Source organism: Deinococcus psychrotolerans (assembly GCF_003860465.1).
Classification (GTDB): Bacteria; Deinococcota; Deinococci; order Deinococcales; family Deinococcaceae; genus Deinococcus; species Deinococcus psychrotolerans.
Genome location: NZ_CP034185.1, coordinates 241,671 through 265,383, shown reverse-complemented (window position 1 = coordinate 265,383; position 23,713 = coordinate 241,671). Strand labels below are relative to the sequence as shown.

The following is a 23,713-nucleotide window of genomic DNA, read 5'->3' as shown; positions in this document are numbered from 1 at the left end:
AAAGCATGTCCGATTCGGCCCCGCCCGCGCTCCGCGCTGATACCTTGCTTGAGCGCTTGTGGGAACGGAGCCAAGCCCTGAGTGCCGCCGCCGATTTTGCACAGGTTTACACGTTGACGCTCAGCGCCCTCCAAACCGACTTGGGAGCGACTTCAGCGGCCATCGTCTTGAATGAGCCGCGCGGATCAGGCGTGCGGGTGGTGGCCCAACAAGGCGCGGCGCTCTCTGCCGATCTGCTGCGCCCAGAAGCCGATCCCGAGTCCGGTAAAGGCGTGATTGTACGTTTGCAGGGCCACGCGACATCCGGCCATCTGGCATTTGAAGTCCCCGAAGCGCTGAGCCGCTCCGAGCGGCACTTTGTCGGCAGCTTGGCCGCTCACATCATCGCCGCCCTAGACCGGCTGGAGGAGCAAGACAAAAGCGCCACACCTCCGCAGGCTGGGCCACCACTTTCAGCTCCAACCGGCACCGAACAAAGCCTTTCCGGGGCGGCCAACCAAGCAGCGGCCAGCCAAGCCGAAGCGCTCGAAGCTTTTGTGCGCTTCACCGAAGTTTCGGCGCAGAGCAGGGAAGTGCCGGTGCTGGCGCAAAAGGCCATTGAAGTTTTGCAGAGTACGCTGGGCGGCGTCAGCGCGGCCTACTATCAGCCCGAAGAAGACCACTGGCAGATGAACGTCTGGTCGGCCGATCTGCCGCCCGAAGCGGTGGCGCGGCTGCGCTCAGGGCGCTACGACGCGCCGAGTTTCCGGCAAGCCCTCGCGCTGGGTGAGCCCCTGTTCGTGGACGGCTGGGATCCCCGCGACGATGGAATGGAGCCGTCTCAGGCCTACCGAGCGGTGGCGATTTACCCGTTTTTTCAGGATGGAGCAGCCTGCGGAGCGCTGACCGCCGCCAGCCGCGACACCGCCGTTTGGACAACCCGTGAGCGCACCGTTTTTCGGGCGGTGGGCCGCAGTTTCGGGCTGGCCCTGGAGCGGGCCGAACACCGCCGCGCCTTAGAGGAGCGCACCGAGGCGCTTGACGCCTTCGTCCGTTTTTCCGAAGCCAGCAGCCAGACCAACGACCTCGCGGCCCTCTCGGAGCAGGCCTTCAGCGTTCTGGACACCTTCTTTCCGAATTTCAGCGGCACCCTGCACGAGCGCTCAGATGAACACTGGGAACTCCGCGCGTTCACGCCCAACCTCAGCAGCGACCTGACGCAGCGGGTGGTGTTGGGTCTGCCGCTGGGCACGCCGCTGTTTACCGAGGCGCTGGAAAGCGGCGAGGCGCATTTCGTGGACGACTGGCACGACTCGGTGCCGGGCAGCGGCGAGCCGTTCCGCACCACTGGCGTCTATCCGGTGCTGATCAGCGGTCAGGTGCGGGCCTTTTTGAGTGTCTGGCTCAGAAACCGCGTGCAGTGGCATGACCGTGACCGGGCCATCGTGCGGGCGGTGGGGCGCAGCCTGAATCTGGCGCTCGAACGTGCCGACGCCGACGCCGCGCTGCGGACGCAGGGCGCTGAACTCGCCGCCCGCACCAAAGCGCTCGAAGCCTTCTCCGCGCTGACCCGCGACCTGACTTTGCAGGCCGAGGAGCTGAGTCTGGTACGGCGGGCGCAGGAAGTGGCGCTGTCGATGTTGCCGCCGGGAACCGCCCTTTACTACCGGCTTGAAGGTGAGCTGTGGCGGCTCAAATCGCAGGTGGGCGACCTCGGAGAGCCGGAGTTGCAGCGCTTGATCGACGCGGGCCTGCCGTTTGAGGCCACCCAGAACCTGCTGATTCCCTGGACGACCCGGCAGCCGTACTATCAGGGCCGCTACGACCCCGACACCGACAACCTGGCAGAATTTACCCACGAAGTGGGAGCCACGGCGACCTTGCCGGTGATGGTGGCGGGCGAGCCGACCGGCGTTTTCGTGGTGGCGCTGTTTGGTCAGCAGATCTGGAGCGCCGCCGAACGCGCCACCTTAGAAGCGGTGGTGGGCAGTCTGGGGCTGGCCAAAGAAGGCGCAAGGAGCGTGCTGGCGCTGCGTGAGCGCTCCGGCGAGTTGGAGCGCAGCAACCACGAGTTAGAGCAGTTCGCCTACGTCGCCAGCCATGACCTCCAAGAACCACTCCGCACCGTCACCAGTTTCGCGCAGCTCTTGGTGGGCAAATACCGGGGCCAGCTCGACCCCAAAGCCGACGTGTACCTGAGCATGATCACCGAGGGCACAGGCCGCATGAGCCGCCTGCTGCAAGATTTGCTGGCTTTTTCGCGGGTGTCCACCAGCGCCCAGCCGATGAAGGCGGTGGCGCTCAGCAGTGTGCTGGAAGCGGTCGGCCATGATCTACAAAACCAAATCCAGCGCAGTCAAGCCACGCTTGAGGTTGGCCCGCTGCCCAGCGTGCAGGGCGACGCGACCCAGCTGCGCCAAGTCTTTCAGAATCTGGTCGGCAACGCCATCAAATTCAGCGCTCCTGACCGGCTGCCTGCGGTGAGCGTGATTGCCCAGCCAGACGGCCCGCATTGGCGCTTTGCCATCAGCGACAACGGTATCGGCATCGCTCCCGCTTTCTTCGAGCGTATCTTCACCATTTTTCAGCGCCTGCACAGCCGCGAGCAGTATGAGGGCAGCGGCATCGGGCTGGCGATTGCCCGCAAAATCGTGGAGCGGCACGGCGGGCAGATGTGGCTGGAATCCGAGGAAGGCCAGGGCAGCACCTTCTTTTTTACCCTGCCGGACGCCGACAAGACGGTGGCAGAGGTGCAAGGGTGAACTTCGATAAAGCTTTTGGAATATTGGACGCCAGCTCTATTCCTGCCGTCGCCGCCAGCATCGTCACGGCTGAGGGGGAGCAGGTTGAGCACCAGCGCGGCGTCGCCAACCGCCTGACCGGTGAGGCGCTGACTCCCCAGCATCAGTTCGACCTCGCCAGCTTGACCAAAGTGCTGGTGACGCTGCCGGAAGTGCTGGCCCTGATCAGCGAAGGCAAACTGAGCCTGACGACAACGGTGGGCGAGGTGCTGCCGGAAGCGGGCTGGATGCAGGAAGGCGGCCTCAAAACCCAGAGCATCGCAGCGCTGCTCAGCCACACGGCGGGCCTCAAAGCGTGGGCACCACTCTACCTTTATCCAGCAGACCGCAGCACCTTGATTCAGCGGGTGCTACAGGAGCGCCAGTTCTGGACGGGCGGAGCGGGGCCGCTCTATTCGGACTTTGGGTTCATGGTGCTGGGCGCGGTGGCCGAACGGTTGCGTGGGCAGCCTTTAGATGAACTGGCGGCCAAGCGCAGCGGCCTGACGTTCAATCCGGCTGGCCCTGCTGTCGCCACCGAAACCGATCCCTGGCGCGGGCAAACCTTGCAGGGCGTGGTACACGACGAAAATGCCTTCGCCATGCAGGGCGTCAGCGGCCACGCCGGAGCGTTTGGGACGCTGGGCGCGGTGACGGATTTGGCGCGGCGATACTTGAACGAAACTTTGTTGCCGCCGCCAATCTTGCGCCTCGCCCGACAGGAGTTCGCCGCCAACGCCGAGGTGCGGCGCGGGTTGGGCTGGCAACTCAGCACGCTGGACAGTTTCGGCGGGAACCTTGCCAGCCCCGAAGGCTACGGTCACACTGGCTTTACCGGAACGAGCGTCTGGATTGAGCCGCAGCGCGGATACGCCATCACGCTGCTGACCAACCGCGTCCACCCGGCGCGGCACGGCACGGCGGGCGAGATCGTGAGGCTGCGGCGCGAGTTCCACGACGCGGTGCATTCGACTTTGTCGAAATAACCGAACACCGGCTGAGCTGTCTCCACAAACCGCGCTATAACAGCTTGTCTACTCAACTCAGCAGGGAGCAAATTATGAATCTCAACGATAAAACCATTTTAATTACTGGCGCGGCCTCAGGCCTCGGTGCGGGCACGGCCCGGATGATCGCGGGCGCGGGCGGACGGCCCATTTTGCTGGATTTGAACGCGGAACTCGGACAGGCGCTGGCCGAAGAACTCGGCGGCTTGTTTGTCAGAACCGACGTGAGCAGCGAAAGCGAAGTGCAAGCGGCGCTGGCAAGTGTGCAGGACAAGTTCGGTAACTTGCACGGCGTGGTCAACTGCGCCGGCATCGCGCCCGCCGCCACCACCGTGAGCAAGCGCGGAGCGCACCCGCTGGAACTCTTTGAAAAAGTGATTAAGGTCAACTTGATCGGCACTTTCAACGTGGCCCGGCTGGGCGCGGAGATGATGCAGCGCAACGACCCCGGCGAAGACGGCGAGCGCGGCGTGATTATCAACACCGCCTCGGTGGCGGCGTTCGAGGGCCAAGTCGGACAGGTCGCTTACAGCGCCAGCAAAGGCGGCATCGTCGGCCTGACCGTGCCGATGGCCCGCGATCTGGCCCGCTTCGGCATCCGGGTGGTGACAATTGCGCCGGGCATTTTCGGCACGCCGATGCTGTCGGCCATGCCGCAAGACGTCCAGGACTCGCTGGCGGCGCAAGTTCCCTTTCCGGCCCGCCTTGGCACACCTGAAGACTACGCCGCTCTGGCCAAGCACATCTTTGAAAACCGGATGCTCAACGGCGAAACGATTCGGCTCGACGGCGCGGTGCGGATGGGAGCGCGGTAAGAAAACTGGAGGGCGTGCAGGCGCTCTAAGCGGGCGCTCCTAAGAAAGTCTAAACTCCTGTCCCGCTCTCGGCCCGCTTTCTTGTGCTTTTAGCTCCTAGACTCGGTTTATGAAAATTGGCATTCTGGGAGCAGGACACATCGGTAAAGCGCTGGCAAGGCTCCTCGCCGAAGCGGGCCACGACATCGGCATCAGCAATTCACGTGGGCCCGACACCCTGCGGGAGCTGGCCGAGCAACTCGGACACGGCGTCAAGGCCTACACCAACGAGGACGCCGCCCGTTTCGGTGAGCTGGTCATCGAAACGGTGCCGTTCGGCCACTACGCCGACTTGCCCGCCGTGCAAATGGAAGGCAAAATCGTGATCGACACCGCCAACTACTACCCCGAGCGCGACGGCCAAATCGACTTGGGTGGCCTTTCCGAGAGCGCTTTTATGGCCCGTCACCTGTCGGGGGCGCGGGTGGTCAAAGCGTTTAACGCTATTCAAGCCTCCCACCTGGAAACGCTGGGCGATACCAGCAAGCCGCTGGGCGAGCGCCGCGCCATTCCGATCGCCTCGGACGACGCGGAAGCCAAAGCAGTGGTCAGCACATTGATCGAGGAGATCGGCTTCGCGGCGGTGGACAACGGCAATTTGGAGCGCAGCAAGAACCAGCAGCCCGGCACGCCGATCTACGGCGCGGAAGTCAATGCGCAGCAGGCGCAAGACATTTTGGCAAAGCAGTGAGTTAAAAGCCCAACGCATTCAGGCCCTTCCCTTTGGTGGGCGGGGCCATCTTGTTGAGTGCCGCGCCCGACTTTCCCGCACGCTCTCACACTCGCAGCGCTGCATTTTGCCTACCCTGAAAGGTATTCGCCCCGCTTCTCAAAACCCATTCAAGGAGTCCCCCATGTCCAAAGCCGTTATCGTTGCCGCCTCCCGCGTGCCCACCGCAAGATTCTTGGGCGCTTTGCAAGATGTCAGCGCCGTCGAACTCGGCGCAACCACGCTGCGGGCCACTTTAGAGCGGGCTGGAATAGACGCCGCCCTGATCGAGGAAGTCATTATGGGCCAAGTCGTGCAGGCGGGCAGCGGCCAAAATCCGGCGCGGCAAGCAGCGCTCAGGGCGGGCCTCAGCAACGAGGTCGGAGCGCTGACCATCAACAAAGTCTGCGGCTCGGGCCTTAAAGCGGTGATTCTGGCCGCGCAGAGCATTCGGGCGGGTGACCAGAGCGCGGTGCTGGCAGGCGGTATGGAGAGCATGAGCAACTCGCCTTACCTGCTGCCCGGAGCCCGAAAAGGCTACCGCGCCGGAAACAAGGAAGTCATCGACGCCAATACCCAAGACGGCCTGTGGTGCAGCATCAACGACGAGGGCATGGGCATGACCGGCGAGCGGGTGGCCGACAAGTACGGCATCGGGCGAGAAGCCCAGGACGCGTACGCGGCGGGCAGCCACGCCAAAGCGGTGGCCGCTCAGCAAGCCGGGCACTTTAACGACGAGATCGTGCCGGTGACGGTTCACGGGCGCAAAGGCGACACGGTGGTGAGTCAGGATGAAGGCCCGCGTGCCGATTCCACCGTAGAAAGTCTGGGCAAGCTCAAGCCCGCTTTCAAAAAAGACGGCGGTACGGTGACGGCGGGCAACGCGCCGGGGCTCAACGACGGCGCGGCCAGCTTGCTGATCATGAGTGAGGAGGCCGCGAAGGCGCAGGGCCTGAAGCCGCTGGCCGAGATTCTGGATTACACCACCAGCGGCATGGCCCCCGAGTGGCTGATGATGACGCCGGTTCCGGCCACCCGCAAGCTCTTGGGAAAATTGAAGATGCAGGCCAGCGACATAGACCTCTGGGAACTCAACGAGGCCTTCAGCGTGCAGAGCTTGGCGGTCAGTCAGGAACTCGGCTTGGACGCGGCGCGGGTCAATGTCAACGGCGGAGCGGTGGCGCTGGGCCACCCCATCGGCGCTTCGGGGGCCCGGATTTTGGTGACGCTGCTGTACGCCCTCAAGCAGCACAACAAGGAACTCGGCGTGGCGACCCTCTGCATGGGCGGCGGCAACGGCCTAGCTCTGGCTATTCGGCGCTTGTGAGCGGGTTCGGCTTTCAGCCCGACGACGATCAGCGCCTCATCGTTGAGCATGTTCGGCAGTTTTGCCGCGAAAAAGTCGCGCCCAAAGCCGCCGAGTACGACCGCAGCGGCGAGTTTCCGTGGCCGCAACTCAAAGGGATGGCCGAGCTGGGCCTGCTGGGAGCCAGCGTGCCGGAAGAGTGGGGCGGCTCGGGCCTAGACAGCGTTACCTACGCGCTGTGCTTGGAAGAAATCTCGGCGGCGGACGCCAGCGTGGGCGTGATCGTCAGCGTGCAAAACGGATTGCCGACGCAGATGCTGCTCAAGTTCGGCACAGAGGCGCAAAAGGAAAAGTACCTGCGCCCTATGGCCACAGGACAGCATATCGGCGCGTTTTGCCTCACTGAGTCAGGAGCCGGGTCGGACGCGGCGGCCTTGAAGCTGCGGGCCGACCCGGACGGAGACGGCTGGGTCTTGAACGGGGCCAAAGCCTGGATCACCAGCATGGGGCAGGCGCAGACCTACCTGGTGCTGGCCCGCACGGGCGGCGCGGGGGCCAGTGGCGTGTCTTGCTTCGTGATCGATAAAGACACGGCGGGCCTCTCCTTCGGCAAACCAGAAGAAAAGCTGGGCCTTCACGCGGCCCACAGCGGCGCGGTGAACTTCGACGGTGTGAAGGTCAGCCAAGATCAACTGGTGGGCGAGGAAGGGCAGGGGCTCAAAATCGCTTTGGGCAGCTTAGATGCTGGGCGCATCGGGATTGCCATGCAGGCCGTCGGGATTGCCCGCGCCGCTTTTGAGGCCGCTGCCGATTACGCTCTGGAGCGCGAGCAGTTCGGCCAGAAGATTTCGGAGTTTCAGGGCGTCAGCTTCAAGATTGCCGAGATGGCCGCCCGCATTGAAGCCGCCCGCTTGGTGGCCCTCAAGGCCGCTTGGCTTAAAGATCAGGGGCAACCTTTCAGCAAGGAGGCCAGCATGGCCAAACTGCTGGCCTCAGATACGGCGGTGGAAGTCACGCGGGACGCCATTCAGGTGTTCGGCGGCAACGGCTACAGCCGCGACTTTCCAGTCGAGCGGCTTTACCGCGACGCCAAAGTCACCGAGCTGTATGAAGGCACCACCGAGATTCAGAAACTGGTGATCTCGCGGGCGGTGTTTAGGGAGCGGGCGGAGTAGAAGTGCTCGGCAACATGACGGAGCTTGAAGTCATGTTGAACGTATATGGGCCGCAGCAGGCCGGGGTGTTTCAGGACTAGGCCAAAGAAAATAGGCTGGATATAAACGCCCGCAGCCGCTCTTCTAATCAACGAGCGGCTGCGGGCAACAAAGTGAATCTTAGGTTTTAAGCCAGCGCTTCACGATTTCAGCGAGGCCATATCAATGACGAAGCGGTACTTCACATCGTTTTTGAGCATCCGCTCGTAAGCCGTGTTGATGTCCTGCATGTCAATCATTTCCACGTCGGCCACGATGTTGTGCTCGGCACAAAAGTTCAGCATTTCTTGCGTCTCGGCCACGCCGCCGATGTTGCTGCCGGCCACGCTGCGGCGGTGCGAAACCAGCTGTCCACCGTTGAGGCCCACCGGCTCCAGCGCTCCCACGATCACGAGTTGGCCGCCGCGCCTGAGGGTCTTGAGATAAGGCGCGAGGTCGTGCGAGGTGGGCACGGTGCTGAGGATGAAGTCGAAGGCGTTGCGAACCGTTTTCATGGCTTCCCGGTCGCTGCTGATGACGACTTGGTGTGCGCCGAGCCGCTTGGCGTCTTCCACTTTGCTCTGAGAAGTGGTGAACACGGTGACTTCGGCCCCCAGCGCCCGCGCAAATTTGATGCCCATGTGGCCCAGCCCGCCCAAGCCCACCACGGCGACTTTGTGTCCGCTGCCGATCTTCCAGTGGCGCAGCGGCGAGTAGGTAGTGATGCCGGCGCACAGCAGCGGGGCCACACCCTTGAGGTCTAGGTTGTCCGGAATGCTGACCACGAATTTGTCGTTGACCACGATCTGCGTGGAGTAGCCGCCGTGGGTCGGCTCTTTGGAACCGCGCTCGTAGCCGTTGTAGGTCGGGGTAAAGCTGTTTTCACAGTACTGCTCCTCGCCCCCCTCACAGGCGTCGCAGTGCTGGCAACTGTCCACCATCACGCCCACGCCCGCCAAGTCGCCCACTTTAAAGGCGCTGACCTGCTGGCCCACTTCCGTGATCCGCCCCACGATTTCGTGGCCCGGTACCAGCGGGTAGATGCTCGGCCCCCACTCGCTGCGGGCTTGGTGAACATCGGAGTGACACACGCCGCTGTAGAGAATCTCGATTTGAATATCGTGAGGCCCCACGGCGCGGCGGGTAATCTGGTGCGGCTCAAGCGGAGTCGATTTGTCGGGCGCGGCGTAAGCCTGAATGGGAGCGGAGGTCTTTGCCTGCGGATCAGAAGATAAAGTCATAACTTCCACTCTAGAGCAGTGCCGGGCAATTGAATACAGCAGAACTCCCACAAAGCCTGCGATTGAACATCAAAAAACGGGGCAAGGCAAACCGTCTCCCCTGCCCCTGTAAAGCAGAACACGTCCAGCCGCGTCAGCACGGTGTTCGAGCTGTATTCGGACGGGTTGGAGACGCTCTAGGCCGTGCAGGGCGCAGATACCCTGAGCCACTCGGCAGCCTCATCGAAGCGCTGGATTAAGGCGCTTGAGCCGGAGCAGGCCGCCTGAACGCGCTAAATTACGGCATGACCCTCCCTTCACCGGAGCATGTCCATGTGGCATGACACCTACTTGCAAACGGTCTTGCGGCCCGACTACGACTACGCCCGCGCCCACCTGCTCCCGCACCTGTTCGACGCCCTGAGCGCCCACGCCTGGATGCTGGATCAGCAAGGTGTGACGGGAGCGGCCAGAGCGCTCGAACTCCTGCGTGAACTGCGCCGTGAACCATTTCCGGCCTACGATCCCAGCATCGAGGACGTGTTTTTTACCTTGGATCTGCGGCTCGGCCAAGCCGACGCGCAGGCAGCCGGAGCGCTGCGAACCGCCCTGTCGCGCAACGATCTCGACATGACCATTTACCGCCTCAGCGCCCGCTCACGGCTGATGCGGGCGGTGGTGCGTCTGATCACTTTGCGCCTGACTTTGCTTGATCTGGCCGGACGCGAACGCGAAACGCTGATCGTGGCCTACACCCACCACCAACCCGCCCAGCCGACCACGCTGGCGCATTATCTGTGCGGCCTGGAAAACGTGCTGGCCCGCGATGTGGAGCGGCTTTTTTCGGCGCTGACTCGGCTCAATCTGTGTCCGATGGGCGCGGTGGCCCTCGGCGGCACCAGCTTTCCGATTGACCGTGACCTGACCGCCGAGCTGTTGGCCTTTGACCGCCCCATCGAAAACACCTACGACGCCGTGTCGACCAGCGATTGGCAAGTAGAAATTGCCGGAACCATCACCACAGCGGCCACCACGCTCTCAAGAGCGGTTCACGACCTGCTGTTCTGGGCCTCGCGGGGCCTGCTCACGCTGGCAGACGGCTTGGTGCAGGGTTCCAGCGTGATGCCGCAAAAGCGCAATCCGGTGGCGCTGGAACACGCCCGCACCAAGCTCAGCAAAGCCATCGGCGCGTCGGGAGCTGTCGTGCTGAGCGCCCACAACGTCCCGTTTGGCGACATCAACGACCCCGGCCCCGACATGCAGCCGCCGCTGCACACCATGTGGCAAGAATTTGGCGAAGCGGTGGACTTGCTGACCGTGACGCTGCTTTCGCCCGGCATCAACCGAAGGAAGTGGCGTGAGGAAGCCGAGGGCGGTGAAGCAGCCATTACCGAGCTGGCCGACGCGCTGGCCCAACACGATCAGGGCGGATTCAGAGAAGCCCACGCCGCCGTCAAAGCGCTGCTGCTGCGGCTGCACCAAGCTGGGCGCAAACTGAGCGAAGTCACGGGTGATGATCTGGCGGCGGTGGGCGTGAATTTACCGGAAGCGGTTTGGCGTTCGGCGCTCGATCCGGCCAATTTCGTGGCGCGGCGCACGACGTACGGCGGCCCAGCGCCCGAAACGATCAGCCAGCATCTCACCTTTGCCCGCCAGCGCTTGGAAGCCGACGGTCAGCAGCACGAAACGGCGACAGCGCGGTTCGCAGCAGCCCGCGCTGCTTTAGCGGATGTTCATTTAGATAGTGTGCCCACCGCTCCCAGCAGCGCAGATTAAGACTCATCTCACGGCCAAACGTGAGCTAACTTGAGAAAATAAAGCGGCATTGGCCTTATGCTGCACCACATCTTCACTTCATCTCAATTTTTTACCGGAGGATTCTTATGAATAAACTTCTACTCAGCTTGGCCCTCGGCGGCCTCTCAGCGGCCAGCTTCAGCCACGCCGCGCCCGTGACCATCACTTACTGGCAGTACGACTACGCCAGCAAAGTCACCGCCATCAACGAACTGATTAAAAAGTTCGAGGCTGCCAACCCCGATATCACGGTTAAGCAGGAGAACTTTCCCTACGACGCTTACAGCCAAAAAGTCGCCTCCAGCGTGCCCGCAGGACAAGGGCCGGACGTGGTGAACTTGTATTACGGCTGGCTGCCGCAGTATGTGGACGCCGGATATTTGCAGCCGCTGCCCACCAAAGAATTCCCCACTGTTTTGACCGATTCGAACTATGCGCCGATGGTCAAGACCGCCAAGATGAACGGCAAGTACTACGCGCTGCCCACCGCCGTGCGCACCCTGGCTATCTTTTACAACAAAGACCTCTTCAAAGCCGCCGGCATCAAAGCGCCGCCCAAAACCTGGGAAGAACTGATTGCTGACGCTGGGAAAATCGTGCAGGGCACCCCGCCCCGTTACACCACGCTGGGCTTCGGCATTCAGCCGGACGGCCAGGATTACCACGTGCTGCGCGAAGTGCTGGTGCGGCAGTTCGGAGGCCAGCCTTACAGCAAGGACGGCAAGACGGTCACCTACAACTCGGACGCAGGCACCAAGGCCATGACTTTTTACACCGACCTGATGACCAAGTACAAGCTGGGCGTGCCGAACTTCTTCCCCGGCAACAACAGTTACCGTGACGCCTTCATCGCTGGCAAGGTCGGCATGATCATTGACGGCTCGTTCGCCATCAACACCATCAAAAGCGGTGCCAAGTTCGACTGGGGCGTGGCTCCCTTGCCAGTGCTGACCGCCAATTCCAAGGAAAAGGACAACTTCGGCTCCTACTGGGTCAACGGCATCACCAAAAACGCCAAGGGCGATAAGCTGGCGGCTTCGATCAAGTTCCTGAAATTCTTGACCAGCGCCGATACTCAGCGCTACTGGCTGCAAAACGTCGGCGAAATTCCCGCCAGCCGCAAGCTCGCCGCCGATCCTGCCCTGCGCAAAGACCCGGTGTTCGGGCCGTTCGTCAGCAGCTTGCCGTACGCTTCTTCCACCATCTTCGTAGATGAAGCTGGACAGCGCAAAGCCTGGGTAGACGCCATCAATACCGTGCTGCTGCAAGGCAACGCGCCTGCCAACGCCGTGAAGGCCGCCGCTGCCAACGAGCAGAAGATTCTGGACGATTACTACAAGAAATAAGGCGTTTGAGCTCAACAACTCGCTGAAAATTCATCTCCTATAACTCGCTTTCAATTCATATATCCCTTCTTTCACAACTTGCCTCTTCCTTCTTTCAAGGGACAAGTCAGGTTGTGAAAGATTTTGTTGAGGCCAGAATGAGCAAACCAGTCACCGCTAAGTATCAAATAACTCATCTGCCTACTCTCTTGAAAAAAGTCGGCAGTCCGTGACGACTTCTCCCGCTACACCAGCTCTTAAACGAACTGGCAGCCTTAAGCGCAGACAAACCATCACTGCCTATACTTTCTTGGCTATTCCGCTGATCTTCTTTTTGGTCGTGCGCTTTTTACCGACTTTTGTGGCGTTGCGGCTCAGCCTCTACGACTGGAACATTCTCAAAGAAGTGCAGCCTTACGTGGGCGGCAAAAATTACAGCCGCCTGATTCAAGACGGTATTTTTGGCAAAGCGCTCGTCAACACGGCGCTGTATACCATCATCGGTGTTCCAGCACAGATTGTCATTGGGCTGATTGTCGCGCTGCTGCTCGGCAAGATTCGGGCGCTGCAGGGCGTTTTTCGGGCGCTGTATTTCGCGCCTTACGTCACGCCCATCGTGGCGGCGGCGTGGGTCTGGCAGTGGCTGTTTAGCCCGCAGTTCGGCCCGGTCAACACCTTCCTGATTTGGCTGCACATTCCGCCGCAGTCCTTTCTGACTTCCCCCAGTCAGGCGCTGGCCACTACGGCGGCGCTGGTGGTCTGGCAAAATCTGGGATTTCAAGTGGTGCTGTTTTTGGCTGGACTCGCCGCCATTCCGAGCACTTTTTACGAAGCGGCTGAAATTGACGGCGCGTCTGGCAGTCAATCGTTTTGGAAGATCACCCTACCACTGCTCAATCCCACAATTGTCTTCAGCGTGGTCACCGGAACCATTTCGTATCTGCAATTGTTTACTCAAGTCGTCAATCTCAACTTCACCGATCAAGGTGGGCCACTCGGCAGCACCATGACAGTGGCGCTTTACATCTATCAGATGGCTTTCGGGCGCTTTCAAACAGGTTACGCTTCAGCTATCACGGTGGTTCTGTTTGCGATTATTCTGGTCATCACCTTATTGCAGCTGCGTTTTCTGACCAAGCGAGTGAACTACTAATGACCGTTACCCAAAACAGCGAAATCAGCACGACAAGCTTGCCAAAACCGCCAAAACGCCGTGACTACAAAACAGTATTGGCTTACTTATTCCTGACGGTGGGTGCAATCGTCACTCTCTTTCCATTCGCTTGGATGATACTGACCAGCTTAAAAAGTTTTCAGGAACTCTTTAACTTGGGCTTTTGGCCCGAATCGCCCACGCTCGCCAACTACTCGCAGGTCATCACCCAGACCAAATTCCTGACCTGGTTCGGCAACAGCTTATTAATTGCGGGCGTCACTACGCTCAGCGTATTGTTTTTTGATTCGTTGGTGGGTTATACACTCGCCAAGTTCGAATTTCCAGGCAAGAATATAGTCTTTATTCTGATGCTCTCCACCCTGATGATTCCTACCGAAATGCTCATTATTCCGTGGTTCGTGGGCGTCACCGATATCCATTTGCTCAACTCCACGCCGGGTGCCTATTTCTCGATCATATTTCCGGGCCTCATCAGTGCTTTCGGGGTCTTTTTGATGCGGCAGTTCTTTGAATCACTGCCCAATGATTTGATAGAAGCGGCCCGCATTGATGGTATGAGTGAATTCGGCATTTTCTGGCGAATCGCCTTGCCGCTGGTGCGCCCCGCCCTGGCCAGCCTCGCCATCTTCACCTTTTTGGGCAACTGGAATGCCTTCTTGTGGCCGCTGATCGTCATTCAAAAGCCGGAGTTTAGAACGCTACCCGTCGGCACCGCCCTTTTTAACGGCGAAGCGGGCACGCAATGGGGACTCATCATGGCGGCTTCCAGCTTGGCGGTCATTCCAGTTTTGTTGGTATTCGCTTTCTTCCAAAAACAGATTATTGAAGGGATTGTACTGACGGGACTCAAGGGCTAAACCGTCTCCCCCGCGCCGTAAGGTAGACGAGTGCGCCGCCGTCAGCAGGCTCACAGGCACGCGAATGACAGCGCACTCCAGACTGCCGCTTCCAACTCCTTCATCTTGGGCAATCAGATAAACGCTATCGCCCTCAGCGGTATTTCAGGGCTTCCATCAATTCTTCGACCAGCTCAATGCTGTCGCCGCGCTGATGGGCGGTGGCCACGTGCGCTTCCAGATGACCACGCAACACCACCTCGCCTGCCCCCGCCAGCGCCCCCTGCACCGCTTTAATCTGTCGGAGCACGTCCACGCAGTACACCTCTGGGTCATCGAGCATCCGCACGATGGCGTCGAGGTGGCCACGGGCAATTTTGAGGCGGTGAGAAGCGCGTTTACGTGAATCCGGCGGCATACACAGTTTGCCCGCCGCGCTGCAAGTATCCGGCTGAGAAGACTCGTTCGACATAATTAGAGTTTATACCCTCCCCCCTGGGGTGTCAAAAGTGGATGTCAAATGTGATGTTCTCTGCTGCGCCTTGCGGCCCGTCTGTTCTATTCTTCTTCTATATCCCCCCTGGGGGGACTGGAGGCAACGAAATGACGCAAACGCTTGAGTTGGGTATCGAGGGCATGACCTGTGCCAGTTGCGTGGGGCGAGTAGAGCGGGGGCTGAAAAAGGTCGCGGGAGTAGAAGACGTTGCCGTCAATCTCGCCACCGAGCGGGCCAGCGTGCGCTTTGATCCGGCTCAAACGGACGCCCAAGCACTGCTGACCAAAGTGCGCGACGTGGGCTACCTTCCCGTGACCGCCGAACTGGATTTGCCGATCACGGGAATGACTTGCGCCAACTGCACGGGCCGGGTGGAACGGGCGCTGAGTAAGGTGAGCGGGGTGCTGAGTGCAAGTGTCAACCTCGCCAGCGAACGCGCCCACATCGAGTATTTGCCTGCCAGTACCGCGCCCAGCCAACTCAGGGCGGCGGTGCGGGAAGCGGGGTACGGCGTACTGGAAACGCAGAGCGGCGCGGGCCAGGAAGACGCCGAGCAGGCTGCCCGCCAAGCCGCGACGGATAAACTGCGCTCGCAAGTCATTTTCAGCGCTGTATTTGCCATGCCGCTGCTGCTCATCAGTATGCTGCCGATGCTGATTCCGGCCCTCGACGCCGCCCTGATGCGGGCTTTGCCGATGAGCGCCCTCAACTGGGTGATGCTGGCACTGGCCGCACCGGTTCAATTCGGCCCCGGACGCCGCTTTTACCGCCTCGGCTGGACTGCCCTGCGCCACCGCAGCCCCGATATGAACACGCTGGTGATGATCGGCACTTCCGCCGCCTTCTTCTACAGCCTCGCAGTGACGCTGTTTCCCGGCATTTTTCCGGCAGGCACCGCTCACGTTTACTTTGAAGCGTCGGGCGTGGTGATTACCCTGATTTTGCTGGGCAAGTATTTTGAGGCTATCGCCAAGGGGCGCAGCAGCGAGGCCATGAAAACCTTGCTGTCGCTGCAACCCAAAGAAGCGCGGGTTGTGCGCGGGCAGACAGAAACTCTGCTGCCAGTTGACGAGGTGCAGGTCGGCGACGTGCTGCGGGTGCTGCCCGGCGAAAGCCTGCCGCTCGACGGTGAAGTGCTGAGCGGCGTGAGCTTTGTCAACGAAAGCATGATGACCGGCGAGAGCCTGCCGGTGCAAAAGGCCGTGGGCGCGTCGGTGGTGGGCGGCTCCCTCAACGGCAACGGAGCGCTGAGCGTCCGGGTCACTCGGGTGGGGGCCGACACGGCGCTCTCACAGATCATCAAATTGGTGGAAACCGCGCAGGGCAGCAAGCCGCCGATTCAGGGGCTGGCCGACAAGGTCGTGGCAGTGTTCGTGCCGGTGGTGCTGGTGATTGCCGCCGTGACCTTTGCCGCTTGGTTCTTTTTGGGCGGCGCACTTTCTGGAAACGGGGGAGCGCTTGGTCAGGCACTCATCAACATGGTGGCAGTGCTGATTATCGCCTGCCCCTGCGCCATGGGGCTGGCGACGCCGGTCAGCGTGATGGTGGGCACCGGCAAGGCGGCTGAACTCGGCGTGCTGTTTAAGAGCGGCGCGGCGCTGGAAGGTTTGCAAGCCGCCGGGGTCATCGCCTTTGACAAAACAGGCACCCTGACGCGGGGCCAGCCCGAACTGACCGACTTGGAACTGATGAGCGGCTTTGAACGGGCTGAAGTGCTGCGCCTGATCGCCAGCGCCGAGCAAGACAGCGAACATCCGATTGCCCGCGCCATCGTGGAAGCCGCCAAACGAGAAGGGCTGCCGCTCACCGCGCCGCAGTCATCTCAGGCCATACCTGGCTTCGGCTTGGAAGCGGTGGTGGGCGGCGTGCGGGTGCAGGTCGGCGCAGACCGCTACATGGTCAAGCTGGGGCTGAGTCCAGACGCTTTTGCGGCGCAGGCCAAGCGGCTGGCCAATGAAGGCAAAAGTCCGCTCTACGCGGCGGTCGACGGTCAGGTAGCGGCGCTGCTGGCGGTGGCCGACCCGGTCAAAGCGGGGAGCCGGGAAGCGGTGGCGGCGCTGCACCGAGCGGGCCTTCAAGTGGCGATGATTACCGGAGACAACGCCCGCACCGCTCAGGCCATCGCCCGGCAACTCGGCATCAATGAAGTCAGGGCCGAGGTCTTGCCCGCTGACAAAGCGGCCACCATCAAGGCGCTACAGGCGGGCGGCCAGAAAGTGGTGTTCGTGGGCGACGGCATCAACGACGCTCCAGCGCTGGCTCAGGCCGACGTGGGAGTGGCGATTGGCACCGGAACCGATGTGGCCGTAGAAACTGCCGACGTGGTGCTGATGTCGGGCGACGTGCGCGGCGTACCCAACGCGCTGGCCCTCTCCCGCGCCACGTTACGCAACATCCGGCTGAACTTGTTCTGGGCCTTCGCTTACAACGCGCTGCTGATTCCGGTGGCGGCAGGCGTGCTGATTCCGGCCTTCGGCATCCGGCTCAGTCCAGTGCTGGCCGCCGCCGCGATGGGTTTTTCGAGCGTGTTCGTACTGAGCAACGCGCTAAGGCTGCGGCAATTTAAGCCGCCTGTCCGGGTGGCAGAGGTGGAAGCGCAAGCGGCTGACGGACGGTTGGCCCGAACCTGAGCGCTCAGGAAACTAAAAGTAACCTGACCTCCCCTTTTGCCTGATTGACAGGGCAGACTTTAGACAATCGACTCACGCTTCTCACGCCCATTGAGTCTTCTTGAGCCATGACCTTTCAAATCAGTTCACGGCTGCGCCCACTCAAATACGGCGGCTTAGCTCTGGCCCTCAGCGCCGCGCTGGCTTCCTGCGCCTTCGTAACCGGCCCCAACACCGCCGCGCCGGATTTGGGCCTGAAGCTGCCCAACGGCTTTCACACCGAGATTTACGCCAGAGGCTTCAAAAAGCCGCGCATGATGGCCACCGCTCCCAACGGTGATATTTTTCTGAGCGACAATGACACCGGCAAAGTCTGGGTGCTGCTTGACCGCAACAATGACGGTAAGCTCGACAGCAAGCAGGTCTATGCCCAGAACCTCAACGAGCCGAGCGGCTTGGCCTTTCACGGCGGCTATTTGTACGTGGCCAACACCGACGCGGTGGTGCGCTTTGCCTACAAGTCCGGTGACACGATGGCTTCCGGCGCACCCGAAAAGCTGGTGGACTTGCCCAATAAAGGTAAGCACTACTCGCGCACAGTGGTCTTCGGGCCAGACGATAAAATGTACGTGGCGGCTGGCAGCGACTGCAACGCCTGCGAGGAAAGCGACCCCAAACGCGCCGCCGTGTGGATCTACGACGCCGATGGCAAAAATGGCCGCCCATTTGCCACTGGCCTAAGAAACGCAGTGGGCCTGGCTTGGCAAGGCGGCACGCTTTACGCCACCGCCAATGCCCGTGACTTGCTCGGCAACAACACCCCGCCCGAGTCTTTTTTCAAAGTCAGCGACGGCAAGAATTATGGCTGGCCCTACTGCTACCCGCTGGCGGCCAACGCTACTCAAGTCTGGGACAAGGACTTCGGCAAGAAAGATCAGGCGTACTGCGACGCGGCTCAGCCCGCCTTTGCGACCACCACCGCCCACGCCGCACCGCTGGGACTGGCCTTTTACAACGCCGCAGCCTTTCCCGCCGAGTACCGAGGGCTGATGTTCGTCGGCCTGCACGGCTCTTGGAACCGGGTGGAGAAGTCCGGTTACAAAGTCGTGACCGTCAACCCCCAAAGCGGCGAGGTCAAGGACTTTATGACCGGATTTGTCGCCAGCCCGAGCACCAGCGTGACCACCTCCGGGCGGCCCGTGGACTTGCAGGTGACGCCGGACGGGTCGCTGCTGCTGAGCGACGACGGCAACGGCCTGATCTACCGGGTGTCTTACGACGGTAAGTCCTGAACCCGGTCTAGAGGCGAGCGTCCAACTCGCCTTGTTCCAGCGCCAACACACCCAAAACATACGGATGAACGGCTGAAATTCCGGCTCCTTCGCTGAAGCGCCGCAGACCTTCCAAACCCAGATGAAACTCCCTCACAGCGCGGCCCCGCTTGGCTTTGACGGCCCGCGCTTTGAGGCGCACGAGGTGTTGCGGCTGAGTATATTCTGGGCCGTAAATGATTCGCAGGTACTCGCGCCCGCGCACCTTGAGGGCCGGTTGCAGCAGGCGCTTGTCGTCTTGGCGAAAGTGGAGCGGCTTGACCACCATGCCTTCGCCGCCCTGAGCCGTCAGCGAAAGCCACCAGTCGGTGGCGGCTTGCTGGCTGGCCGGGTCATTCAAGTTGAAGATCTGCGCAGCAGTGCTAATAAATAAATCCGGCGCGGCGTCGACCAACTGACCCAGCATCTCCAGATGCCACAGGTGCGTCTGATCATCGTGGACGGCACCCTTTGAGGCCAGCAAATGAAACGGCGCGACTTTGAGATCAGCCGGAGTATCGACTTGCCGCACATACGCCCGGTAAGCTTGGCGGTACGCGTGGAGGTCTTCGGCCCGCGTCTGGGTGTGGCTCAGCACCTCGGCAAGGGGCAGGCCGCGCCGCTGGGCTTGCTCTAAAAGCTGCACGGCAGCGCCGAGGGCCGTTTCTCCAGCGGCGGCGACTGGCGCGTATTGCCCGCGCAGCAACTCGCCCGCTTTGAAGTTCCACGGCAAAATCTCGGCGTCCAGCAGCAGCCAGTCGGTTTTGAGCGCTTCCCAAAGTCCGGCCCGCGTCGCCGCCTGAGTCGCCCGTTCCAGCAGATCACGCTCCCAGGCCGCGTCTTTGAAGAAAGGCCGCCCAGTGCGGGTGTAAATCGCTCCGCTGGCATCTTGCCTGAGCAGCAACAGGGTGCGTGAACCCATGTGCTTTTCTTGGCAGATCACCTCGGCTTGACCCTCAGCGCGGTAGTAAGCGAAGGCTTCGTCGGGGTGTTCGAGGTAGTCTGGGCGCGAACTGGTTTCCACCGGACTCATGGTCGGCGGCAAATACAGGGCGTCGGCGGGATCAATTCCGAAACGCCCGAAGACTTCCAGCGCCCCGCGCATCTCGGCGGCTTTGAGGTTGACGCTGCCAAAAGTGCGCGTCTCCAAGCGCTGATCGCCGCTGAAATCGGCCCACTCCAGCGGAGCATCGGCTCCTCCAGCAAGCGGTAAAAAAGGGCGACTGGGCGCGGCGTACTGGGCCAAAGCAGGCACGCTGACAAGTTCCAACTCTGGATAGCGAAGGGCCGTCAGTGCGCCGCCGAAGACGCAGCCTGTGTCTAAGTTGAGGGTGCGGTTGACCCAGACTGGGCGGGCGACTGGCGTGTGGCCGTAGATGACCCGTCCTCCGCCGCTGTATCCCTTGGCCCAGTCGCGGCGCACCGGCATTCCCCACTCATCGGTGGAGCCGTCCACGTCGCCGTAGAGGGCAAAACTGCGCACACGGCCCGATGAGCGCCCCTGATAAGCTTCGGGCAAGCCCGCGTGGGCGACCACCACCGCGCCGCCGTCCAGTTGCAGATGGCCGGTCAAACCGCGCAGAAAAGTGCGAACTTGGGTTTTGAAGGCCTCGCCGCGCTCCTCAAGCTGGCGCACGGTGTCGGCCAAGCCGTGCTTGAGGGTGGCCTTTTGGCCGTCCAGCACCCGCATCAGCTTGTCGTCGTGGTTGCCGATCACGCACAACGCCTGACCCGAATGCACCATTTTCATCACCAAGTCCAGCACACCCGCCGAGTCTGGCCCCCGGTCAATCAAGTCGCCCACGAAGACTGCCGTGCGGCCCTGTGGGTGCTGGCCGTTTACATAACCCAGCTGGGTCAGCAGCGCTCGCAATTCGCTGAGGCAGCCGTGAACGTCACCGATAAAGTCGAACGGCCCCAAGAGGTCTTTTTTGTTGGCGTTCAGCGGCACCCGCCGGATTTGAGCGGCGCTGATCTCCTCCTCGGAGCGCAGCGCCCAGACTTGCCGGAAACCTTCTTTGGACAGGCCGTTGAGGGTGCGCCGCAACTCCAGATGCTGGCGCTTGATCACGTCCGGCGATAAGGCCCGGTCAGAGCGCTCGGCGTGGCGGGCTTGCAGCACCTTCAATGGCAAATCCAGCACGATGGCCACTGCCGGTACATCGTATTGGCGGGCCAGCTTGATGAGGCGCTGGCGATCATCCGGGCGCACGCTGGTGGCGTCAACGACGGTCAGGCGGCCCCGCGTCAGGCGCTTGCCCGCCACGAAAAATAAGCTGTCGAAGGCGTCGGCGTTGGCGTCCAGCGCAGCTTCATCGTCGCTGACCAGCCGCCGGAAAAAATCGCTGGAGAGTGTCTCGCTCGGCAAAAAGTGCTGCGCCGCGAAATGGGTTTTGCCTGCCGAGGACGCACCGACCAAGGCCACCAAGCAGAGTTCGGGGAGGTCAATCGGGATTTCAAGCGGAGACACATCAGACATGAGCGGGTTCATCCTTACTGGGGCGAGAGATTTGAGGAGTGAGCCGCTCAAACACGCCCACCTGAGTCAGCGCCCCGAAGTCTGGATGCTCCTCGCCGACGCCCTCGAAGCGCACCGCGTAACCGTACTGCGCTGATGCCGCTCGCGCCCACGCCTCAAACTCGGCCCGCGTCCACTCGAAGCGGTGGTCAGCGTGACGCAGGTTTGGGTGGAGGGAATCCGCGTGGGCAAAGATGGCGTTGTACTCGCGGTTGGGCGTGGTCACGATGACAGTTCTCGGCTGCGCGTCCCCAAACACATTGGCGCTGAGCGTGTCCAGCCTCGACGGATCAAGGTGTTCAATGACTTCCACCAGCGCCGCCGCGTCGTAGCCGTGCAGGCGGGCGTCCCGGTAGGTCAGCGAGCCGTGCAGCAAAGTCAGACGCTGCTCAAGTTCGGGGCGCTCATCCAGCTTGAGCTGGCGGCGGGCAAATTCCAACGAGCGGGCGCTGACATCCAATCCGGTCAGTTGGCGAAATTGGGCGTTTGGCAGCAAGCGGCCCAGCAATTTGCCCTCGCCGCAGCCCAAATCCAGCACCCGCGCCGCGCTGCTCTTTCTTAGCAATTCGGCCACCCGCTCAAGCCGCTCTTCGTGAACCTGAGAGCGGGGCGGGGCCGCCGGAATGCCCAGCCGCTCGCCCGCCTGCTCGATCAGCGAGCGCAGTTGCAGGTAGCGCCGCACGATCAACTCGCGCTCCGGATGGGTTCCGAGCCAGCCCGCACCGCGCCGCAGCAATTTGTCCACTTCCGTTTCATCCAGAAAATACGGCTTGCGGCTGCCGTCCAGCACTGGCAGAAGGATGTAGAGGTGTGCCAGCACCTCACTGAGTTTGAGCGTGGCCGACAATTTGAGGCTCAGGTAAGGCCGCTCGCCCCATTCTGGATAAAGCGGGTCGAGGGCAATCGGAGTAGCCACGATTTGGTAGCCCAGCGGCGCGAACAAGCGCTCTACGAGGTCGGCGGGGCCGCGTGCGGCGAGGCAGGGAATCTCCACGCTCAGCGGCAAGGGAAGGTCGGCCAAGGCTTGCCGCTCCTTGCTGCGCCCGCTCATGGCCGTGCTGAAAGTGTCCAGCAGCGCGGCGGCCAGAAAGTGACCGGAGGCGTACGGGCGGTCATTGACGTAAGGCTCTAGGGGCGCACTCTGCTCGGCCTTGACCTGCCGCGAGAGGGCCACCGGATCCACGTCCAGCAGCAGCGCGGCGGTGGCCCGCTCGTCACTGACTTCAGGGAAAAAGACCCGCGCCTGACCGAACGGCAAGCTGGCCTGATGGACGCGGTCAGGGTGCTTGTAGAGCAGATAGCCAAGGTCGCTGGCCGGGTAATCCGGCGAGCCGAGTTCGGGCGCGGGGCAGGTGAGGGTCAGCGTCAGCAACATTCTGGGTACAGGCTAGCAGGCGGGCCGGCAGGGGTGCGTCGGCCAAATGGCGCAGCAGTTAGGCGGGCAATTCCTCCGGCAAGAAGTGCAAGTCCAATTCGGGCAGACCCTCCACAAACTGCGTCAGCAACTCCACAGCGCCCAGCAAGTCGCGTTCGTCCACCACTTCCACCGGGCTGTGGGTGTAGCGGTTGGCCACCGACACCGCTCCCGCCGGAATGCCCGCGCCCGAGTGTTGCAGCGCCCCCGCATCGGTGCCGATACCGCGCAGGAGTTCATACTGCACCGGAATTTGGCCCGCTTGCGCCGCCGCCGCCAAACCGCGCCGGACGGCCGGATGAGCCAAAGTAGAAAAGTCCATTACCTTGATAGCCGCGCCCGCGCCCAGCACCAAATGATCGCCGCCCGTTTCGGGGGTGTCGTCGGCTGCCGTCATGTCCACCGCGAGGGCCACATCTGCCGGATAAGCCTGGGCGACGGCAGTGGCTCCGCGCAGACCAACTTCTTCCTGCACCGTAAACGCCACGATCAGGGTGACGGGCGGCGCATCGGTCTGGTAGCGCTCCAGCAAGGCCAGCAGCACCGCGCAGCCGGCCCGGTCATCGATGGCGTGAGCGGTGTAGCGCCCGCTGCCCCTGCCCAACTCAGCCAGCTCCCCGCAGAAGCCCACCGCGTCACCGAGTTGCACACCCATTTCGGCAGCTTGTTCGGCACTTTTCGCGCCGATATCCACATACAGTTCGGGATAAGGCACCACCCGCTGCCGGTCGGCGTCGGCCAGCAGGTGAGCGCTTTTGGTGCCGATGACGCCCAAAAGCCGCTCCGCTGCCGTGCGAACCCAGACCCGCTGGGCCGGCAGAATCCGGTCATCGGTGCCGCCGACTTTTTCAAGCCTTAAAAAGCCCTGCGGTGTGATCTGGCGCACCCGGAAGCCCACTTCGTCGGTGTGGGCGGCCAGCAGCAGTCGGCGCGGCTGCCCTTTGGCCGCATGGTCACCTGCTGTATGGTCACCCGCCGCCCGGCGTGTGGCGATCACGTTGCCGAACGCGTCCACTTCGACGCTGTCGGCCAGCGGAGCCGCCAAGCGCAGCAGCGCCCTCACCACGTCTTCCTCCGCGCCGCTGGGGCCAGTCAGGGCGACGAGTTGGCGCAGATAAGAAAGGAGCGTGGCTGTCCCCGAATCAACTAAAGGCGTGTCAGACATACCGCCAGCATACAAGCC

Annotated in this window: 17 protein-coding genes; 12 read left to right on the top strand and 5 right to left on the bottom strand. The window is 62.0% G+C overall.

Annotated elements, in window-relative coordinates; all coding sequences use genetic code 11:
- The first annotated feature begins 5 nt into the window (after positions 1 to 5).
- The 6 genes from EHF33_RS17285 to EHF33_RS17260 all read left to right on the top strand — a co-directional run bounded on the left by EHF33_RS17285 (position 6) and on the right by EHF33_RS17260 (position 7,810).
- Entirely contained in the window at positions 6 to 2,741 is a 2,736-nt protein-coding gene (locus EHF33_RS17285; protein WP_124874496.1) for a GAF domain-containing sensor histidine kinase, read from the top strand.
- Positions 2,738 to 3,745 carry a serine hydrolase domain-containing protein gene (locus EHF33_RS17280; protein ID WP_164473590.1) on the top strand — a complete coding sequence of 336 codons (1,008 nt, stop codon included), beginning with the start codon at positions 2,738 to 2,740 and terminating at the stop codon, positions 3,743 to 3,745. The genes EHF33_RS17285 and EHF33_RS17280 overlap by 4 nt, the downstream gene beginning before the upstream one ends.
- 74 nt (positions 3,746 to 3,819) lie before the next feature.
- Positions 3,820 to 4,581: a 3-hydroxyacyl-CoA dehydrogenase gene (locus tag EHF33_RS17275; protein ID WP_124874492.1), complete on the top strand. Its 762-nt coding sequence runs from the start codon at positions 3,820 to 3,822 to the stop codon at positions 4,579 to 4,581.
- 109 nt (positions 4,582 to 4,690) lie between these two features.
- A complete protein-coding gene (locus EHF33_RS17270; protein WP_124874490.1) occupies positions 4,691 to 5,311 on the top strand; it encodes an NADPH-dependent F420 reductase in 621 nt (206 codons plus the stop codon).
- Positions 5,312 to 5,474: 163 nt separating this feature from the next.
- A complete protein-coding gene (locus EHF33_RS17265; protein WP_124874488.1) occupies positions 5,475 to 6,656 on the top strand; it encodes a thiolase family protein in 1,182 nt (393 codons plus the stop codon).
- Positions 6,653 to 7,810, top strand: coding sequence for an acyl-CoA dehydrogenase family protein (locus tag EHF33_RS17260; RefSeq protein WP_124874486.1), 1,158 nt, complete (start codon positions 6,653 to 6,655; stop codon positions 7,808 to 7,810). The genes EHF33_RS17265 and EHF33_RS17260 overlap by 4 nt, the downstream gene beginning before the upstream one ends.
- 179 nt (positions 7,811 to 7,989) lie before the next feature.
- Here EHF33_RS17260 and EHF33_RS17255 read toward each other — a convergent pair whose 3' ends face one another.
- Positions 7,990 to 9,069, bottom strand: a complete 1,080-nt coding sequence (locus EHF33_RS17255; protein WP_124874484.1) for an NAD(P)-dependent alcohol dehydrogenase — start codon at positions 9,067 to 9,069, stop codon at positions 7,990 to 7,992.
- A 312-nt stretch (positions 9,070 to 9,381) separates the two neighbouring features.
- On the opposite strand from EHF33_RS17255, the gene EHF33_RS17250 reads away from it, so the two are divergent.
- The 4 genes from EHF33_RS17250 (at position 9,382) to EHF33_RS17235 (ending at position 14,204) form a co-directional block, all read left to right on the top strand.
- The gene (locus EHF33_RS17250) at positions 9,382 to 10,824 is read left to right on the top strand and encodes an argininosuccinate lyase (RefSeq protein ID WP_124874482.1); all 1,443 of its coding nucleotides are present in this window, start codon (positions 9,382 to 9,384) and stop codon (positions 10,822 to 10,824) included.
- Between the two features lie 107 nt (positions 10,825 to 10,931).
- Positions 10,932 to 12,191: an extracellular solute-binding protein gene (locus EHF33_RS17245; RefSeq protein WP_124874480.1), complete on the top strand. Its 1,260-nt coding sequence runs from the start codon at positions 10,932 to 10,934 to the stop codon at positions 12,189 to 12,191.
- Positions 12,192 to 12,480: 289 nt separating this feature from the next.
- Complete coding sequence (locus EHF33_RS17240) at positions 12,481 to 13,323, top strand: carbohydrate ABC transporter permease (protein ID WP_225429862.1); 843 nt, start codon at positions 12,481 to 12,483, stop codon at positions 13,321 to 13,323.
- Positions 13,323 to 14,204, top strand: coding sequence for a carbohydrate ABC transporter permease (locus EHF33_RS17235; RefSeq protein WP_124874476.1), 882 nt, complete (start codon positions 13,323 to 13,325; stop codon positions 14,202 to 14,204). The genes EHF33_RS17240 and EHF33_RS17235 overlap by 1 nt, the downstream gene beginning before the upstream one ends.
- 133 nt (positions 14,205 to 14,337) lie before the next feature.
- Here the strand turns inward: EHF33_RS17235 and EHF33_RS17230 are convergent, their stop codons facing one another.
- Positions 14,338 to 14,655: a metal-sensitive transcriptional regulator gene (locus tag EHF33_RS17230; protein ID WP_124874474.1), complete on the bottom strand. Its 318-nt coding sequence runs from the start codon at positions 14,653 to 14,655 to the stop codon at positions 14,338 to 14,340.
- A 131-nt stretch (positions 14,656 to 14,786) separates the two neighbouring features.
- On the opposite strand from EHF33_RS17230, the gene EHF33_RS17225 reads away from it, so the two are divergent.
- Entirely contained in the window at positions 14,787 to 17,309 is a 2,523-nt protein-coding gene (locus EHF33_RS17225) for a heavy metal translocating P-type ATPase (protein WP_124874472.1), read from the top strand.
- A 107-nt stretch (positions 17,310 to 17,416) separates the two neighbouring features.
- Entirely contained in the window at positions 17,417 to 18,580 is a 1,164-nt protein-coding gene (locus EHF33_RS17220; RefSeq protein ID WP_124874470.1) for a PQQ-dependent sugar dehydrogenase, read from the top strand.
- 7 nt (positions 18,581 to 18,587) lie between these two features.
- On the opposite strand, the gene EHF33_RS17215 is transcribed toward EHF33_RS17220, so the two are convergent.
- The 3 genes from EHF33_RS17215 to EHF33_RS17205 are packed head-to-tail and all read right to left on the bottom strand — an operon-like array spanning position 18,588 to position 23,695.
- Positions 18,588 to 21,077: a polynucleotide kinase-phosphatase gene (locus EHF33_RS17215; protein WP_206431649.1), complete on the bottom strand. Its 2,490-nt coding sequence runs from the start codon at positions 21,075 to 21,077 to the stop codon at positions 18,588 to 18,590.
- Entirely contained in the window at positions 21,070 to 22,491 is a 1,422-nt protein-coding gene (locus EHF33_RS17210) for a 3' terminal RNA ribose 2'-O-methyltransferase Hen1 (RefSeq protein ID WP_124874468.1), read from the bottom strand. The genes EHF33_RS17215 and EHF33_RS17210 overlap by 8 nt, the downstream gene beginning before the upstream one ends.
- 58 nt (positions 22,492 to 22,549) lie before the next feature.
- Entirely contained in the window at positions 22,550 to 23,695 is a 1,146-nt protein-coding gene (locus EHF33_RS17205; protein WP_124874466.1) for a M42 family metallopeptidase, read from the bottom strand.
- Positions 23,696 to 23,713 lie beyond the last annotated feature (18 nt).

Excerpts from the sequence above, each read along its gene's own strand:
- EHF33_RS17255 (WP_124874484.1), bottom strand. The coding sequence starts at position 9,069 with ATGACTTTATCTTCTGATCCGCAGGCAAAGACCTCCGCTCCCATTCAG.
- EHF33_RS17285 (WP_124874496.1), top strand. The coding sequence starts at position 6 with ATGTCCGATTCGGCCCCGCCCGCGCTCCGCGCTGATACCTTGCTTGAG.
- EHF33_RS17235 (WP_124874476.1), top strand. The coding sequence starts at position 13,323 with ATGACCGTTACCCAAAACAGCGAAATCAGCACGACAAGCTTGCCAAAA.
- EHF33_RS17270 (WP_124874490.1), top strand. The coding sequence starts at position 4,691 with ATGAAAATTGGCATTCTGGGAGCAGGACACATCGGTAAAGCGCTGGCA.
- EHF33_RS17215 (WP_206431649.1), bottom strand. The coding sequence starts at position 21,077 with ATGTCTGATGTGTCTCCGCTTGAAATCCCGATTGACCTCCCCGAACTC.
- EHF33_RS17220 (WP_124874470.1), top strand. The coding sequence starts at position 17,417 with ATGACCTTTCAAATCAGTTCACGGCTGCGCCCACTCAAATACGGCGGC.
- EHF33_RS17265 (WP_124874488.1), top strand. The coding sequence starts at position 5,475 with ATGTCCAAAGCCGTTATCGTTGCCGCCTCCCGCGTGCCCACCGCAAGA.
- EHF33_RS17210 (WP_124874468.1), bottom strand. The coding sequence starts at position 22,491 with ATGTTGCTGACGCTGACCCTCACCTGCCCCGCGCCCGAACTCGGCTCG.
- EHF33_RS17250 (WP_124874482.1), top strand. The coding sequence starts at position 9,382 with ATGTGGCATGACACCTACTTGCAAACGGTCTTGCGGCCCGACTACGAC.
- EHF33_RS17245 (WP_124874480.1), top strand. The coding sequence starts at position 10,932 with ATGAATAAACTTCTACTCAGCTTGGCCCTCGGCGGCCTCTCAGCGGCC.
- EHF33_RS17225 (WP_124874472.1), top strand. The coding sequence starts at position 14,787 with ATGACGCAAACGCTTGAGTTGGGTATCGAGGGCATGACCTGTGCCAGT.
- EHF33_RS17275 (WP_124874492.1), top strand. The coding sequence starts at position 3,820 with ATGAATCTCAACGATAAAACCATTTTAATTACTGGCGCGGCCTCAGGC.
- EHF33_RS17230 (WP_124874474.1), bottom strand. The coding sequence starts at position 14,655 with ATGTCGAACGAGTCTTCTCAGCCGGATACTTGCAGCGCGGCGGGCAAA.
- EHF33_RS17205 (WP_124874466.1), bottom strand. The coding sequence starts at position 23,695 with ATGTCTGACACGCCTTTAGTTGATTCGGGGACAGCCACGCTCCTTTCT.